Below are 15556 nucleotides of genomic sequence, written 5' to 3'. Positions count from 1 at the left end.
CGAATCCCCCGGTGCCCGGGCGTGGACAGACGTGTCCCGTTGCTTGCCGCGGTCGACCGGGCCTATCCTCACGATGTATCGACTCGATACAACGAGTCGATCGCCCGTGGGTGACGAGAAGGAAGGGGGCCGGGGTGCGCAGTCGTTCGAACGTGCTGGAGACCGCCGTCCTCGGCCTGCTCAACTCGTCCCCGCTGCACGGCTACGAGCTGCGCAAGCGGCTCAACCTGCTCCTGGGATCGTTCCGTGCCTTCTCGTACGGCACCCTCTACCCCGCCCTGAAGTCCCTGGTGGCGCGCGGTCTCATCGAGACCACCGAGCCCGAGCCTCCCGTCGCCCGTGCGAGCGCGTCCGGGCGGACGGCGTCGGGCACCAAGCCGCTGGCAGGACGCCGCGGGCGCATCGTCTACCGCCTCACGGCGGACGGCAAGGAGCACCTCCAGACCACTCTCGCCTCCGCCGGGCCCGCGGCCTGGGAGGACGAGAGCTTCGACGTCCGGTTCGCGCTGTTCGCGCAGACGGACGCCGAGACCCGCCTCCGCATCCTCGAGGGCCGGCGCACCCGGCTGACCGAGCGCCTGGAGGCGGTCCGGGAATCCGCGGCCCGGACCCGCGTGCGGCTCGACGAGTACACGTTGGAGCTGCAGCGGCACGGGCTGGAGCAGGTCGAGCGCGAGGTGCGCTGGCTCGACGGCCTCATCACCACAGAGCGCGACCGCGCAAGCGGCCGCGAGAGCGACCGAAACGCCGAGGCGCACGACGCCCCGGCCCAAAGAAACAAGGAGCGAGGATGACCTCCGTCCGCGTTGCCATCGTCGGTGTCGGAAACTGCGCGTCTTCCCTGGTTCAGGGTGTGCAGTACTACCGCGACGCCGACCCGGCCAGCACCGTCCCGGGCCTCATGCACGTGCAGTTCGGCGACTACCACGTGAGCGACCTCGAGTTCGTGGCGGCGTTCGACGTCGACGCGAAGAAGGTCGGATTCGACCTCTCCGAGGCGATCAACGCCTCCGAGAACAACACGATCAAGATCGCCGACGTGCCCCCGACCGGTGTCATCGTCCAGCGCGGCCCCACGCTCGACGGCCTCGGCGACTACTACCAGGCCACGATCGACGAGGCGGCCGGCGACCCGGTCGACGTCGTCCAGGCGCTGCGCGACGCGAAGGTCGACGTCCTCGTCTGCTACCTCCCCGTGGGTTCCGAGGAGGCCGACAAGTTCTACGCGCAGTGCGCGATCGACGCGGGCGTCGGCTTCGTCAACGCCCTGCCCGTCTTCATCGCCTCCGACCCCGTCTGGGCGAAGAAGTTCGAGGACGCCGGTGTGCCGATCGTCGGCGACGACATCAAGTCGCAGGTCGGCGCGACGATCACGCACCGCGTGCTCGCCAAGCTGTTCGAGGACCGCGGCGTCGTGCTCGACCGCACGTACCAGCTGAACGTCGGCGGCAACATGGACTTCAAGAACATGCTGCAGCGCGACCGCCTGGAGTCCAAGAAGGTCTCCAAGACGCAGGCCGTCACCTCCAACCTCACCGGCCCGCTGGGCGGCAAGAAGGAGGACCGCAACGTCCACATCGGTCCGTCGGACTACGTGGCGTGGCTCGACGACCGCAAGTGGGCGTACGTGCGCCTCGAGGGCCGCGCGTTCGGCGAGGTGCCCCTGAACCTGGAGTACAAGCTCGAGGTCTGGGACTCCCCCAACTCGGCGGGCATCATCATCGACGCGATCCGCGCCGCGAAGATCGCCCTGGACCGTGGCATCGGCGGCCCGATCCTGTCGGCGTCGACGTACTTCATGAAGTCCCCGCCGGTCCAGATGGAGGACACCGAGGGCCGGGCGCAGCTCGAGGCCTTCATCCGCGGCGACAACCAGCGGTAGTCGATCCTGAAGGAGGCGCTGGGGAACGCGAGGACTCTCGCGGGCCCCGGCGCCTCCGTCGTCGCACCGGAGAGGGGAAGGTTGGTCGGTGGGGGCACTGCACGAGACCGTTCGCGACCTGCGTGACCTGCTCCGCCTGCCCAGATTCCGACGGCTCTTCGCCGTCCGGCTGGTCTCCCAGGCGGGCGACGGCATGTTCCAGGTCGGCCTCGCGTCGCTCCTGTTCTTCTCCCCCGAGCGCGCCGGGACGGCGGCGGGGGTCGCCGGGGCGTTCGCGATCATGCTGGCCCCGTTCACGATCGTCGGCCCGTTCGCGGGCGTGTTCCTCGACCGGTGGCGTCGCCGCCAGGTGCTCGCCGTCGGCAACGCCGTCCGGCTCCTGCTCACCGCCGCGATGGCCGCCGTCATGCTCACCGTCGGTCTCGACGGCGCCGGGAACGTCTGGGTCGTCGTCCTCGGACTCGCCGCCCTGAGCGTCAACCGCTTCCTCCTGGCCGCGCTGAGCGCCGGCCTGCCGCGCGTCGTCGACGGCCCGCTGCTGCTGACCGCCAACTCCCTGACGCCCACGCTCGGCGCGGGTGCCGTGTTCCTCGGGGGCGGGATCGGCTTCCTGCTCGGCCTCGGCATCCCGCCCGGTGGGGTGCACGACGCCGCGGCCCTGGTCTGCGCGTCCGTCGTCTTCGGTGCCGGGGCCCTGCTGGCCCTGCGGCTGCGACCCGACGAGCTCGGCCCGGAGCGGATCGCGCGCGGTCGGCTGCGCTCCGAGCTGTCCGCCGTCGCGCACGGCCTGGTCGACGGCGCCCGCTACCTCGTGGCGCGCCGCACTCCCGGCCAGGGCCTGCTCGTCATGGCCGCGCACCGGTTCCTGTACGGCGTCGTGTTCATCGCGGCGATCCTCATCTCGCGCAACCTGCTCGCGGAGCCCGGGGACACGAGCACGGGCCTGGCGAACTTCGCCCTCGTCATCGCGATGACGGGCGTCGGCGGCGCGTGCGCCGTCGTCGTCACGCCGGTGCTGTCGCGGCGCACGGGACCGCAGGGCTGGATCGTCGTCATGCTGCTGCTCGCGGCCGCGTCCCAGCTCCTGCTCGCGACCAGCCCGGCGCGGGCCGTCGTCCTGCTCGGAGCGGGCCTCCTCGGGCTGGCGGCGCAGAGCGCCAAGATCGCCGTCGACACCATCGTCCAGCGCGACACCCTGGACGCCTACCGCGGCCGGGCCTTCGCCTTCTACGACGTCCTCTACAACGCGGCGTTCGTCGGCGCCGCCGTCCTGGCCGCGTTCGTCGTGCCCGACGACGGCTGGTCGCGCGGGCTCTTCGTCCTCCTCGCCGTGGCGTACGTCGCCGTCGCCGCGCTGCTGTGGTTCCGCGGGGCGCGCACGCCCGTCGAGGTCGAGGAGACCGTGACGCCGTCGTCCCGCGAGGCCACCGCCTGACCGATGATTCCCGACCGATTATTCGGTCGACCCCCGCAGCGGGAATACCGCACCCTGGAACAGCACTTGAGTGGGCAGGTCTTCCGTGCGCAGCGTCGCCCGCGGCTCAGACAATCGATGAGTACCGGAGGGGCACATGACTGCACGCACGACGACGGACGCGCCACCTGGCCCGGTGGTGCCGCCCGCACGCGACGAGGGCAAGCTGTCCCGAGAGCACTTCAGCGTCATCGCGCTGCTGCTGGTCTCCGGGTTCGTGGTCATCCTCAACGAGACGACGATGGGGATCGCCCTGCCGTCCATCATGGACGACATCGGCATCACCGCCGCCGTCGGCCAGTGGCTGACGACGGCGTTCCTCCTGACGATGGCGATCGTCATCCCGACGACGGGGTGGCTGCTCCAGCGGCTCGGCACGCGGGGTGCGTTCATCCTCGCCATGTCGCTGTTCAGCGCCGGGACGCTGCTCGCCGCGCTCGCCCCGGCCTTCGGCCTGCTGGTCACCGCACGCGTGGTGCAGGCCACCGGTACCGCGATCATGATGCCGCTGCTCATGACGACCGTCATGACGCTCGTGCCGCCGCACCACCGCGGACGCGTCATGGGCAACGTGTCCCTCGTCATCGCGGTCGCGCCCGCGCTCGGCCCGACCATGTCCGGGGCCGTGACGGAGTCGCTCGGCTGGCGCGCCGTCTTCTGGGTGGTCCTGCCGATCGCCCTGATCGCGCTGGTCCTCGGCGGCGTCCTGGTCCGTGACGTCGCCACGCGGGCCCGCACCAGGCTCGACCCGCTCTCCCTGCTGCTGTCCGTCGGCGCCTTCGGCGGCCTGGTCTACGGCCTGTCCGCCCTCGGCGAGTCGGCACAGCACGAGATGCCGGTGAACCCGCTCGTCCCGGTCGCGATCGGCGCGGTGTCGCTCGCCCTGTTCGTCTGGCGCCAGCTCGTGCTCCAGCGCACCGACTCGGCGCTGCTGGACCTGCGGGTGTTCCGCGCTCCGGGTTTCGCTCCGGGCCTGGCGGTCCTCGCGGTCGCGATGATCGCCATGTTCGGCATGATCATCGGCCTGCCGCTGGTCCTGCAGGACGCGATGGGCCTCAAGTCCCTGACCGCCGGGCTCATCATGCTGCCGGGTGGCCTGCTGATGGGTGTCCTCGGGCCGGTCGTCGGGCGGATGTACGACCGCGTCGGTCCCCGCCCGCTCGTGCTGCCCGGCGCGGCCGCCGTCGGCGTCTCGATGCTGATGTTCTCGACCCTCGGCCCTGGTTCCGCCCTGTGGTGGGTGCTGGTCGGTCACCTCGTGCTGAGCCTGGGTCTGGCGTGCATCTTCACGCCGGCGTTCACCTCCGCGCTCGGCGGTCTCGTGCCGTCGCTGTACTCGCACGGGTCGGCGGCGATCAACACGGTGCAGCAGCTCGCGGGCGCCGCGGGCACGGCGCTCTTCGTCGCGCTGCTGACGATCCGCTCCGTGTCCCTGGCCGACGGCGGGGCCTCCGAGGCGGAGGCCACGGCCGGTGGCGCGCAGCTCGGCTTCCTCGTGGGTGCCGTCGTGATGGTCGGCGCCGTCGCGCTCGCCTTCCGGCTGCGCAAGGCCGACGCGGTCGAGGGCGCCGTCGCCCACTGAGCAGGAGCGGCCCGGTCGCGCGGACGCGCGACCGGGCCGTCCGCTGTTCCTCGCGCGCGACCGGGCCGTCCGCTGTTCCTCGGCGCGAGCGGGGCTCTACCTCGCGGCCGAGGTGTCCGCCTCGGAGGTCGGGGTCGTGGTGTCGGTCGGGGTCGTGGCGCCGCGACCGGCAGCCCGGAACGCCGGAGCGATCGCGACGACCCCGAGCGCCAGCACGGCCGGCACGAGGAACGCCCAGCGCAGGCTCGCCAGCTCGGCCACGCCGCCGATGACGGCGGCCCCCAGCACGAAGCCCACGTAGTTGAAGAGGTTCACGCGGGCGACCGCGACCCCGGACGTGTCCAGCGTCCCCGCCACGGAGAACGACAGCGGCACGACGACGCTGAGACCCAGGCCGGTAGCGCCGAAACCGAGGATCGCGGCCCACGGGGCCGGGGCCACGGCCGCCAGGGTGAGCCCGGCGGCGCCGACCAGGCCGCCGACGACGACCGGTCGCACGGCGCCGAACCGGTTGACCTGCGCATCGGCGGCAAGGCGTCCGACGAGCTGGCAGGCGAGGTAGGCGGCGAGCCCCAGCGGTGCCACGGCGTCGGCGCTGTCCAGCACGTCGGCGATGTACTTGGTGGACCAGCTGGAGACGGCAGAGTCCGCCAGGTAGACGATGGCGACGGCGGTGCCGACCAGCAGGATCGGGCGCCACGGCACGTGCCGGGCAGACCCAGCGACCCCGGGTGCGCCGTCCGACCCGGACGACCCCTCCGCGCCGGACGCCGCCTCGTCTCCGCGGCCCAGCAGCAACGGGGCGCCACCCAGGTCGACGAGGACCGCCACCGTCGCCACCAGTCCGAGGCCGCCCGCGAGGCTCCAGTCGAGCGAGTGCGCCAGCACGGCGGCCAGCGACCCGAGGATCCCGCCGACGCTCCAGGCGCCGTGGAACCCGTTGAGCAGGCTGCGTCCGTACCGTCGCTCGACGGCGACGCCCTGCATGTTCATCGTCGCGTCCACCAGGCCGAGCAGCAGTCCCGCGACCGCCACCAGCGGGTAGAGGACCGCCGTCGACGGCGCGAGCCCGACGGCGAGGATCGCCACGCCCACGAGCGGCCCGGCGACCCGCAGCAGGACGGCGCTGCCCGTCCGGGGCGCCACGGCCCCGGCGAGCACGCTGCCCAGCCCGGCCAGCACCGGCACGACGAGCAGGACGAGCGTCAGCTCGGCGTCCGAGATCCCCAGACCGCGCTGCAGGGTCGGCACCTGGGCCAGCAGCCCGGCGAAGCACAGGCCCTGCACGAAGTAGAAGGCGCTCGCACCCGCGCGTGCCCTGCGATCCGTTCCCATCCGGGCCTCCTCGCCGTGGTCCCGCCTGCCGGCGGCAACCCTGGCGACACCCTAGGGCCTGAGGGTCAGCCCTGGCGAGAGTCCCACCAAGTGCGCAGCTCCGCCGTCGCGCGCTCCTCGCCGAGCGGTCCGTGCTCCATGCGCAGCGCCAGCAGGTGCTGGTAGGCGGCGCCGACGTCGCGGCTCGGCCCGATGTCCAGGATCGCCATGATCTGCGTGCCGTCGAGGTCCGGCCGGATGGCGTCGATCTCCTCCTGCTCGCGCAGGGTCTCGATCCGCGCCTCCAGGTCGGTGTACGCGTCCGCGAGCCGCTTCGCCTTGCGCCGGTTGCGGGTCGTGCAGTCGGCCCGGGTGAGCCGGTGCAGGCGCTCCAGCAGCGGACCGGCGTCCGTCACGTACCGCCGCACGGCGGAGTCCGTCCAGGCGCCGTCGCCGTAGCCGTGGAAGCGCAGGTGCAGCTCGACGAGGCGCGCGACGTCCTTGACGACCTGCTTCTCGTACTTCAGCGCGCGCAGCCGCTTGGCCACGAGCTTCGCGCCCACGAGCTCGTGGTGGTGGAAGCTCACTCCCCCGCCGGACTCGAAGCGCCGCGTCGCCGGCTTGCCGATGTCGTGGAGCAGCGCCGCGAGCCGCAGCACCAGGTCGGGCGCGGGGACCGCACCGTCGGGCCCGGTCTCCTGGGCGATCGCCTGGTCGAGAACGATGAGCGAGTGCTCGTAGACGTCCTTGTGGCGGTGGTGCTCGTCGATCTCCAGGCGCAGGGCGGGCAGCTCGGGCAGCACCTGGTCGGCCATGCCCGTGTCGACCAGCACCTCCAGGCCGGCGCGGGGCGACGGCGAGCACAGCAGCTTGGACAGCTCGGCCTGGACCCGCTCCGCGGAGACGATGTCGAGTCGCGGCGCCATCGCCACGATCGCCTCACGCGTGGCGGCCTCGACGGCGAACCCGAGCTGACCGGCGAAGCGTGCGGCACGCAGCATCCGCAACGGGTCGTCGTCGAACGAGCGCTCCGGCTCGATGGGCGTGCGCAGCACGCCCGCCGCGAGGTCCGTGAGCCCCCCGAACGGGTCGACGAACGTCAGGTCCGGCAGGCGCACCGCCATCGCGTTGACGGTGAAGTCCCGCCGCGACAGGTCGCCGTCGAGCGAGTCACCGAACGCGACCACGGGCTTGCGCGACGTCGGGTCGTACTCGTCGGTGCGGTACGTCGTGACCTCGACGACGACGTCGTCCGCTCCGCCCTTGCCGTACCGGCGCGCGCCGATGGTGCCGAACTCCTTGCCGATGTCCCAGTGCGCGTCGCCCCAGCGCGCCAGCAGGCGCTGCGTGGTGTCGGGGTCGGCCGACGTCGTGAAGTCGAGGTCGTTGCTCGCCCGGCCCAGGAAGGCGTCGCGAACAGGGCCTCCGACGAGGGAGAGCTCGTGGCCCGCGGCAGAGAAGATCTCACCGAGCTCGACGGCGGCAGGCGCCATCGCGGTGAGGACGCTCAGCGCGCGACGAAGCAGCACGGCGGAGGCAGGAGGCTCAGGGGTCGGCACGACGTCCCATCCTCCCAGATCGACGGCGTCCCCGCGCACCCGCGTGGCGCGGCGCGCACCACCGACGCCGTCAGGAGCGGTCCCGGCCGTCGAGGCACGTCAGTCGGGGCGGGTGAACTCGGTAGGGTGGGCCCATGTCTTTCGTGGTACCGGCACCTGGGGCCCCCGACGGGCGTCCCTCCGTGCCGGTGCCCGTGCCACCCGGCGGGCACCCCCTGAAGGTCGACCCCGCCCGTCTGCACGGCGGCGCGCGCTCAGCGGCGAACGCGCCCGCGCTCCCGACGGGTCACCTCCCCGTCGTCGACGAGACGTCGGCGGGCGGCCTCGTCGTCGAACCACACTTCGGCGGGCCCCGTGCCGCCGTCATCCTGCGCCGCAACCGCGCCGGACGGCTGGAGATGTGCCTGCCCAAGGGGCACCTGGAGGGCCGCGAGACACCTGCCGAGGCGGCGGTCCGCGAGATCCACGAGGAGACCGGGATCATCGGGTCGGTCCGCACCACCCTCGGCGTCATCGACTACTGGTTCAGCGGCGAGGACCGTCGCGTCCACAAGGTCGTCCACCACTTCCTGCTCCGCGCCGAGGGCGGGGAGCTCACCGTCGAGGGCGACCCCGACCACGAGGCGGAGGACGCCCGCTGGGTACCGCTCGACGAGCTCCCGGACCGGCTCGCCTACCCGAACGAGCAGCGCCTCGCCACGGCAGCGCTGCAGGTGCTGAGCCGGACGCCGGACCTCGTCGAGTGAGCACCAGCGTGACGACCCCCCGCCTCGCCGGGCCGATGCTGCGTGCCCTGGCCGTGCTGCTGAGCCTCCTCGTGCTGTCCGGGCTGCTCGTCCTCGCGCCCACCGGCGAAGCGCTCGCCGCGGGCACCGACGAGCAGGACGCGGGCGTCTCCGCCGAGCTCGTCCAGGTCGCTCCTGCCGTCGTCGGGCCCGGACAGACCCAGACCGTCACGGTCCGCGTCACCAACAGAGGCACGACGGCGCTCACGGATCTCGGTGCGGAGCTCGGCGTGGGCTGGGCCATCGTCACCACCCGGTCCGCGGTGGCCTCCTGGGCGGACGCCGACAGCGCGCGCAGCGCGGCCGGCCAGCTCGACGCCCCCGTCGACGACCTGGCACCCGGGGCGTCCACGGACGTCACCTTCGAGCTGGACGTCCGCTCGCTCCAGCTCGGCGACGACGCGGAGTGGGGTCCCCGGCAGATGTCGGTGACGATCGGCGACGCCACCGGCACGCTGGCCATGCTGCACACCTTCATGATCTACGACCCCGACGGCGGGACGAAGGCCGCGGGACGCACCGCCCCCGCGCCGGTGGGTCTGACCGTCGCGGCCCCCCTGACCGGGCCGCCCCTCGACCCCGCCGACCCGGAGGGCTTCGACGACGTCGTCGCGGAGCGCGCGGCAGCCGGCGGGGAGTACGACCGACTCCTCGGCGCCGCCACCGCAGGAGCGCGCGGGCTCTCCCTGGTCGTCGATCCTGCGGTGGTCGCCTCGGCTGCGACCAGCACCGACGAGGTGGCCGGCACGTGGGCAGCGAGCCTCCAGCGCGAAGGCGCGGCCGACGTCGTCCAGCTCGCCCCGTACGACCCCGACCTCGGCGCCCTCGCCCACGCGGACGTCCGCCCGAGCGACGTCGTCGCCGTCACGGACGGCTCGGCGATCGTCGACGACTGGACCGCTCCGACCGCCTGGTCGACCAGGGTCGCCTGGCCCGCCGGCAGCACCGACCTGGCGACCCTCGCCACGGCCGCCGCCGCGGACCTGCGTCCCGTGGTCACGACGGACGGCCTGAAGACCCCCGACACCGACGTCCCGGTCACCTCCGGACAGGTCGCGACCGCCGCGGGAGACGTTCCCGTCCTCGTGTCCGACGACGCGGTCGGGGCAGCCCTGGCGACCACCCAGACGGCCGGCGGCACGTCGGCGACCGTCCAGCAGCTCCTGGCGGACACCGCCGTGCTCGCCGCCGACGCCGCCGACGCCGGGACCTCCGCGAACCTCCTGGCCGCCCTCCCCCGCGGATGGTCGCCCGACGTCGCGACCTTCGAGGCCGTGGTCTCCGCCGTCGTCGCCCAGGGTTGGGTCGAGGTCATCCCGCTGACCACCCTCGCCGCCGGCGAGGGCAGCACCGCGGTCCGGGCCGACGACGTCGTCCGGGACGACGCCGAGCTCCGGCCGTCCGCCGTCCGCGGGATCACCTCGATGCTCGACGACCTCGCGTCCTTCGCGACCGTCGCCAGCTCCCCCGAGGTGCTCACCGCCGACATCGACCGCGCCCTCGTCGCGCCGCTGTCCATCGCCTACCGGGCCGCACCGGAGGCGCGCGACGGCGCGATCCGGCTCGCGCAGGAACAGGCCCGCCAGGTGCAGTCCGGCATCTCCGTCGTGGACCGGGCCGACGTCACGCTGATCAGCGACTCGGGCAACCTGCCGGTGCGCATCCGCAACGACCTGCCGACCGACGCCACCGTCACCGTCACCCTGTCGCCCGACGACCCCCGCCTCGTCGTCGAGACGGCACCCACCCTCGTGATCCCGGCCGGAGAGTCCCGCGACGCGGAGGTCCGTGTCCGGGCGATCGGCTCCGGCGACGTCACGCTCGACGTCGCCGTCACCGCACCGAGCGGCGTCCCGGTGACGGACCCCGCCGAGTTCACGGTGAAGGTCCGCGCCGGCTGGGAGACGGTCGGCACGGCCGTCATGGCCGCGGGCGTCGGGCTGCTGTTCGTCGCCGGGATCTGGCGTACCGTGCGGCGCGGACGCTCCACCAGCCGCACCACCGGGGAGCAGGTGTCCGACGCCGCGGTCCCGACCGGGGCGCAGCACACCGCCCCGTACCCGGAAGACCCGGAGGACCCCGCACCATGACCGTCGAACCGCCCGCACCGAACGCCGCGGGCCCCTCCCCCGACGACTCGGGAGCACCCGCTGTCCCGGCGTCGTCCGGCGACCAGCCTGCGGTGCGGCGCACGAGCCTCGGCCGGGGCTCGCTCGCGATGTCCCTGGGGACGACGGCGTCGCGCGCCTCCGGGCTGGTCCGCACGATGCTGCTGGTCGCCTGCGTGGGTGCCACCGGTACCGTCGCCGACGCCTTCGACATCGGCAACAAGCTGCCGAACATCCTGTTCGCCCTGATCTCGGCGGGCGTCCTGCAGTCGGTCCTGGTGCCGCAGATCCTCAAGTCGATGCAGGCCACGAACGCCCGGGAGCGCCTCGACAAGCTCCTGACGATCTCCGGGCTCGGCCTGCTGTCCGGCACGATCGTCCTCGTCGCCTGCGCACCCGTCGTCGTGCACCTGTTCACCCTGAGCGGGAACTGGTCACCCGAGGCCCGCGAGCTCGCGACCGTCTTCGCCTACTGGTGCCTGCCGCAGGTCTTCTTCTACGGCCTGTACACGCTGCTCGGCCAGGTGCTCAGCGCGCACGGTCGGTTCGCGGCGTACGGCTGGGCCCCGGTCGCGAACAACGTCGTCTCCCTCATCGGGTTCGGCGTCTTCCTCGTCCTGTTCGGCTCCGCCCCGGACACGGGCATCATGGACCTGTCCGGCTGGACGTCGACGCAGTCGATCCTGCTCGCCGGGACCGCGACGCTGGGCATCGCCGTCCAGTCCCTGCTACTGGTGTGGCCGCTGCGCCGCGCCGGGTTCCGCTGGGGGTTCCGGCTCGGGCTGCGCGGCATCGGCCTGCGTTCCGCCGGCAAGGTCGTCGGCTGGACGATCGGCGCCGTCGTCCTGGAGCAGGTCGGCGTCCTGTACCTCACCAACGTGCTCGGTGCGGCCGGGCAGGCCGGCGCCGACGCCGGGGAGGCCGTCGCCGGTAACGCCGCCTACACCAACGCCATGACGATCTACCTGCTGCCGCACTCCCTCGTCGTGGTCTCGATCGTCACCGTGCTCTTCCCCCGGATGAGCGCGGCCGTGACCGCCGGTGACCTCGCGGGCGTCCGCAGCGACATGTCGCTCGGCCTGCGCTCGGCGGGCGTGTTCTCCGTCTTCTCGGCCACCGCGCTCATCACGCTGGCGCACCCGCTCGTCAAGACGCTCGTCCCCACGGCCTCCGACGTCGCCGTCGACGCCATCGCCCCGATCCTCCAGGCCATGGCGATCGGCTGCATCGCGCTCGGCGCCACCGTGCTCGTGCGCCGCATGTACTTCGCGTTCGAGGACGGGCGCGGCGTCTTCGTCATCCAGATCTTCGCCACCGTGTCGATGGTCGCCGCCCTGTGGATCGCCGTCGAGACGCTCCCCGTCGAGTGGTGGGCCGTCGCCGCCGGCGGCGCTTTCGCCCTCTCTACCTGGATCTCCCTGCTCCTGCGCGTGCGCGGCATGAACCGCAAGCTCCAGGGCATGGACGGCGCCCGCATCCTCGGGATGTACGGCCGGGCCGCGGTGTCGGCCCTGGTCGCCGGTGGGCTCGGCTGGCTGGTCCTGCACCTCATGGACTCCTCCGCCTCGTCGTCCTGGCCTTGGGCGGTGCTGGTGACCGCGACCGCGGGGACCGTCATGGGTGCGGCCTACCTCGCGATGCTCAAGCTGCTGCGGGTGCGCGAGGTCGACGACGCGCTCGCCCCGATCGTGCGGCGCGTCCGCAGGAGGTCCTCATGACCGACCCGTCCACCTACCATGGTCGGATGGAACGGAGCATCGGCAAGCCCCGCCGCGCTCCCCACCACCACCACACCACCACGGAGGCGTCCAGGTGAGCAACGTCCAGGCTGGGACCGTCATGGTCGACCGCTACCGGCTGACCCAGCCTGCGCCGACCGACCTCGCCGAGGCGGAGGCATGGCAGGCGCAGGACCAGATCCTCGACCGTGCCGTGCGCGTCACGTTCGTTGCCGGAGAACACGCTGCGTCGGCCCTCGACGCCGCGCGACGCGCAGCCCTCGTCGCCGATCCGCGGCTGTGCCGGGTGCTCGACGTGGGCACGACGAACCTGGGCGACGGCGACCGCTCGTACGTCATCACCGAGCCGTACACCGGTGAGTCGCTGACGCAGATCGTGTCCCGCGGCCTCGTGGACGCCCAGCAGGCCAAGGCGCTCATGGGTGAAGCAGCCTCCGCGCTCGAGGCCGCGCGTCAGCGCGGCGTCCACCACCTCGCGCTACGCCCGGAGGCCGTCCGCGTCGACGGGCACCGCGTCGTCGTCACCGGCCTGGGCATCGACGCCGGTCTGGCGGGCATCGAGGCCGCCCAGGTCGACGCCGGCGCGACGGACGCCCGTGGGCTCGTCGCCCTGGGGTACTACGCCCTGACCGCCCGCTGGCCCGCCGAGAACCTCGAGGCCCCCTGGATTGCCGCGGACGCCGTCCGTCCGCTCCCCGCCCAGGCCGGCGCAGACGGCGTCGTCCCGGTCTCTGCGCTGGTCCCGCACGTCGACGAGCAGGTCGACGAGATCGTGCGCCGCACGTTCGGTACCGGGGACGACGTCCCCTCGTCGCCGTCCGACGTCATCGCCGCGATCGAGCCCTGGGGGCAGGTGTCCGTGATGGCCGCCCTGCCCCAGTTCGTCCAGCCTGCGGCGCCGGAGCGCCCGGTCCGGGCCTCGGTGCTCGGTGCGGGATCGGCGTCCACCGTCGAGAGCCGACCCGGTACCCCGCCCCCGGCCCCGCCGGTCCGGCGTCCCAGCACCGGGCGGATCGCGCGGGCGGGCGCCGTCGGTGCCGGTGCGGCCGCCGGTTCTGCGTACGCGGCCCAGCAGACCCAGGCGTACGGCCAGCCCCCCGCGGGCGCGTACGGCCAGCAGCCCCCGGCCCAGACCGCTGTCCAGGCCTCGCCCGCGTACGCGGCCCAGCAGACCCAGGCGTACGGCCAGCCCCCCGCGGGCGCGTACGGCCAGCAGCCGCCGGCACCGCCCCAGCAGCAGGCCTTCGGCCACGGTGCGGCCGCTCCGGCGCCCGCACCGGCACCGGCCGGTGGTCAGGGCGGCTCCGGCAGCCCGACGACGGGCTCCTTCGCCTCGACCGCCGCGCCCCGACGTCGCGGGGTGAACCCGACCCCGATCGTGCTCGGCCTCATCCTGGTCGCCGTCGTGCTCGCTGCGGTGTGGGCCGTGACGCAGGCCATCCAGCCATACGACGACGCACCGCCCGTCGCCGAAGCGTCCCAGAGCCCGGCCGGTGAGAGCACGGACGGCGCCACCGGTGGCGAGGAGTCGGCTCCGGCCGAGGAGGAGACTCCCGACGTCCGCCCGATCATCGAGTCGGGCAGCGAGGCCGTGCTGTCCGGTGAGGGCGACAAGCCCGACAAGGTCGAGCTCGCCTACGACTCCGACCCGTCGACGTTCTGGTTCACCTACACGTACAACAACAACCCCGTGTTCGGCGGGCTCAAGGAAGGGCTCGGCTTCGCCGTCGAGCTCCGCGAGTCCGCGCCGGTCACCGAGGTCAACCTGGACACCAACAGCTCCGGCGGCGCCTGGGAGCTGCGCGACACCACGGCCGACGCGCCGAACGGCGGCACGGTCCTCGCCTCCGGAACCTTCGCCGACGAGACCGTCATCCCGCTCGACGAGCCCGTCATCCTGGACGGCTTCGTCCTGTGGATCACCGAGCTGCCGCCTGTCGGCAACGACCAGTTCCGGGTCGAGATCAACGAGATCACGCTCTCCTGACCGCTGGAACACACTGACCCTCCGAGGTGTTGGCACCTCGTGCCGGCGCTCCTCGGACCGTTCGAGACGCCGCACCCGACCAACTCCTGGAGCGAATGTGACCGACCAGTCGACCTCGACCCCGACGACGACCCACGACATCGTCATCGTCGGTTCCGGACCTGCCGGGTACACGGCGGCCATCTACGCCGCGCGCGCCGGGCTCGCTCCCGTCGTCATCGCCGGGTCCGTCACGGCCGGCGGCGCGCTCATGAACACCACGGAGGTCGAGAACTTCCCGGGCTTCCCCACGGGCATCCAGGGGCCTGACTTCATGGAGTCCCTGCGTGAGCAGGCCGAGAAGTTCGGCGCCCAGGTCCTCTGGGACGACGCCGAGTCGCTGGACCTGCGTGGAGACGTCAAGACGATCGTCACCGGCGGCGGCGAAACCTTCCGCTCCCGTGCCGTGATCCTCGCGACCGGGTCCGCCTACCGCGAGCTCGGGATCGACGACGAGAAGCGGCTCTCCGGACGCGGTGTCTCGTGGTGCGCTACCTGCGACGGGTTCTTCTTCCGCGACCAGCACGTCGTCGTGGTCGGCGGCGGCGACTCCGCGATGGAGGAGGCCACCTTCCTCACCCGTTTTGCCTCGAAGGTGACCGTCGTGCACCGCCGGGACGCCCTGCGAGCCTCGAAGATCATGGCCGACCGCGCCCAGTCAGACCAGAAGATCTCGTTCGCCTGGAACAGTGAGGTGATCGGCATCGACGGCGAGGACAAGGTCTCCGGGGTCCGCCTGCGCGACACCGAGACCGGCGCCGAGTCCACCCTCGACGCCACGGGCATCTTCGTGGCCATCGGCCACGACCCCCGCAGCGAGCTGATCAGGGACCAGATCGACCTCGACCCCGAGGGATACGTCGTGGTCCAGGGCCGTTCGACCCGGACCAACCTCGACGGGGTCTTCGCCTGCGGCGACCTGGTCGACCACACCTATCGTCAGGCGATCACGGCGGCCGGCTCCGGCTGCTCCGCCGCGCTCGACGCCCAGTCCTACCTCGCCGACCTCGCCGACATGGACGAGGCCAACCCCGAGGAACTCCCGCCCGCGCTCGACTCGATCGCCGGCTGAGCGCTCACCGCACAT

11 protein-coding genes are annotated in these 15556 nt (G+C 72.9%); 9 read left to right on the top strand and 2 right to left on the bottom strand.

Annotation, left to right across the window (positions count from 1 at the left end; genetic code table 11):
* Positions 1-134: 134 nt before the first annotated feature.
* From ACWAT2_RS16550 to ACWAT2_RS16535, 4 genes are all read left to right on the top strand, one after another.
* On the top strand, positions 135-794 hold the full coding sequence (locus ACWAT2_RS16550; protein WP_480049149.1) for a PadR family transcriptional regulator: 660 nt from the start codon (positions 135-137) through the stop codon (positions 792-794).
* A complete protein-coding gene (locus ACWAT2_RS16545) occupies positions 791-1882 on the top strand; it encodes an inositol-3-phosphate synthase (protein WP_480049148.1) in 1092 nt (363 codons plus the stop codon). The genes ACWAT2_RS16550 and ACWAT2_RS16545 overlap by 4 nt, the downstream gene beginning before the upstream one ends.
* A gap of 88 nt (positions 1883-1970) precedes the next feature.
* Positions 1971-3317 carry an MFS transporter gene (locus ACWAT2_RS16540; RefSeq protein ID WP_480049147.1) on the top strand — a complete coding sequence of 449 codons (1347 nt, stop codon included), beginning with the start codon at positions 1971-1973 and terminating at the stop codon, positions 3315-3317.
* Positions 3318-3453: 136 nt separating this feature from the next.
* Entirely contained in the window at positions 3454-4938 is a 1485-nt protein-coding gene (locus ACWAT2_RS16535; protein ID WP_480049146.1) for an MDR family MFS transporter, read from the top strand.
* 96 nt (positions 4939-5034) lie between these two features.
* Here ACWAT2_RS16535 and ACWAT2_RS16530 read toward each other — a convergent pair whose 3' ends face one another.
* Both ACWAT2_RS16530 and ACWAT2_RS16525 read right to left on the bottom strand, forming a co-directional pair.
* Positions 5035-6273, bottom strand: a complete 1239-nt coding sequence (locus tag ACWAT2_RS16530; RefSeq protein WP_480049145.1) for an MFS transporter — start codon at positions 6271-6273, stop codon at positions 5035-5037.
* Positions 6274-6338: 65 nt separating this feature from the next.
* Complete coding sequence (locus ACWAT2_RS16525) at positions 6339-7811, bottom strand: CCA tRNA nucleotidyltransferase (protein WP_480049144.1); 1473 nt, start codon at positions 7809-7811, stop codon at positions 6339-6341.
* Positions 7812-7945: 134 nt separating this feature from the next.
* Here ACWAT2_RS16525 and ACWAT2_RS16520 point away from each other — a divergent pair, with 134 nt between their 5' ends.
* From ACWAT2_RS16520 to trxB, 5 genes are all read left to right on the top strand, one after another.
* Positions 7946-8557: an NUDIX hydrolase gene (locus tag ACWAT2_RS16520; protein ID WP_480049143.1), complete on the top strand. Its 612-nt coding sequence runs from the start codon at positions 7946-7948 to the stop codon at positions 8555-8557.
* A gap of 8 nt (positions 8558-8565) precedes the next feature.
* Positions 8566-10686 (top strand): DUF6049 family protein, encoded by a 2121-nt coding sequence (locus ACWAT2_RS16515; protein ID WP_480049142.1) that lies wholly within the window; start codon positions 8566-8568, stop codon positions 10684-10686.
* Positions 10683-12422, top strand: a complete 1740-nt coding sequence (gene murJ, locus ACWAT2_RS16510) for a murein biosynthesis integral membrane protein MurJ (RefSeq protein ID WP_480049141.1) — start codon at positions 10683-10685, stop codon at positions 12420-12422. The genes ACWAT2_RS16515 and murJ overlap by 4 nt, the downstream gene beginning before the upstream one ends.
* Before the next feature lie 94 nt (positions 12423-12516).
* A complete protein-coding gene (locus ACWAT2_RS16505) occupies positions 12517-14430 on the top strand; it encodes a protein kinase family protein (protein ID WP_480049140.1) in 1914 nt (637 codons plus the stop codon).
* Positions 14431-14527: 97 nt separating this feature from the next.
* Complete coding sequence (trxB, locus tag ACWAT2_RS16500; RefSeq protein WP_480049139.1) at positions 14528-15541, top strand: thioredoxin-disulfide reductase; 1014 nt, start codon at positions 14528-14530, stop codon at positions 15539-15541.
* Positions 15542-15556 lie beyond the last annotated feature (15 nt).

This window comes from Isoptericola sp. GX10416 (genome assembly GCF_056590155.1).
Note: the sequence above shows the minus strand (reverse complement) of the source record. Positions and strands in the feature narration are given on the sequence as shown.

Excerpts from the sequence above, each read along its gene's own strand:
- ACWAT2_RS16545 (WP_480049148.1), top strand. The coding sequence starts at position 791 with ATGACCTCCGTCCGCGTTGCCATCGTCGGTGTCGGAAACTGCGCGTCT.
- ACWAT2_RS16535 (WP_480049146.1), top strand. The coding sequence starts at position 3,454 with ATGACTGCACGCACGACGACGGACGCGCCACCTGGCCCGGTGGTGCCG.
- ACWAT2_RS16530 (WP_480049145.1), bottom strand. The coding sequence starts at position 6,273 with ATGGGAACGGATCGCAGGGCACGCGCGGGTGCGAGCGCCTTCTACTTC.
- ACWAT2_RS16520 (WP_480049143.1), top strand. The coding sequence starts at position 7,946 with ATGTCTTTCGTGGTACCGGCACCTGGGGCCCCCGACGGGCGTCCCTCC.
- murJ (WP_480049141.1), top strand. The coding sequence starts at position 10,683 with ATGACCGTCGAACCGCCCGCACCGAACGCCGCGGGCCCCTCCCCCGAC.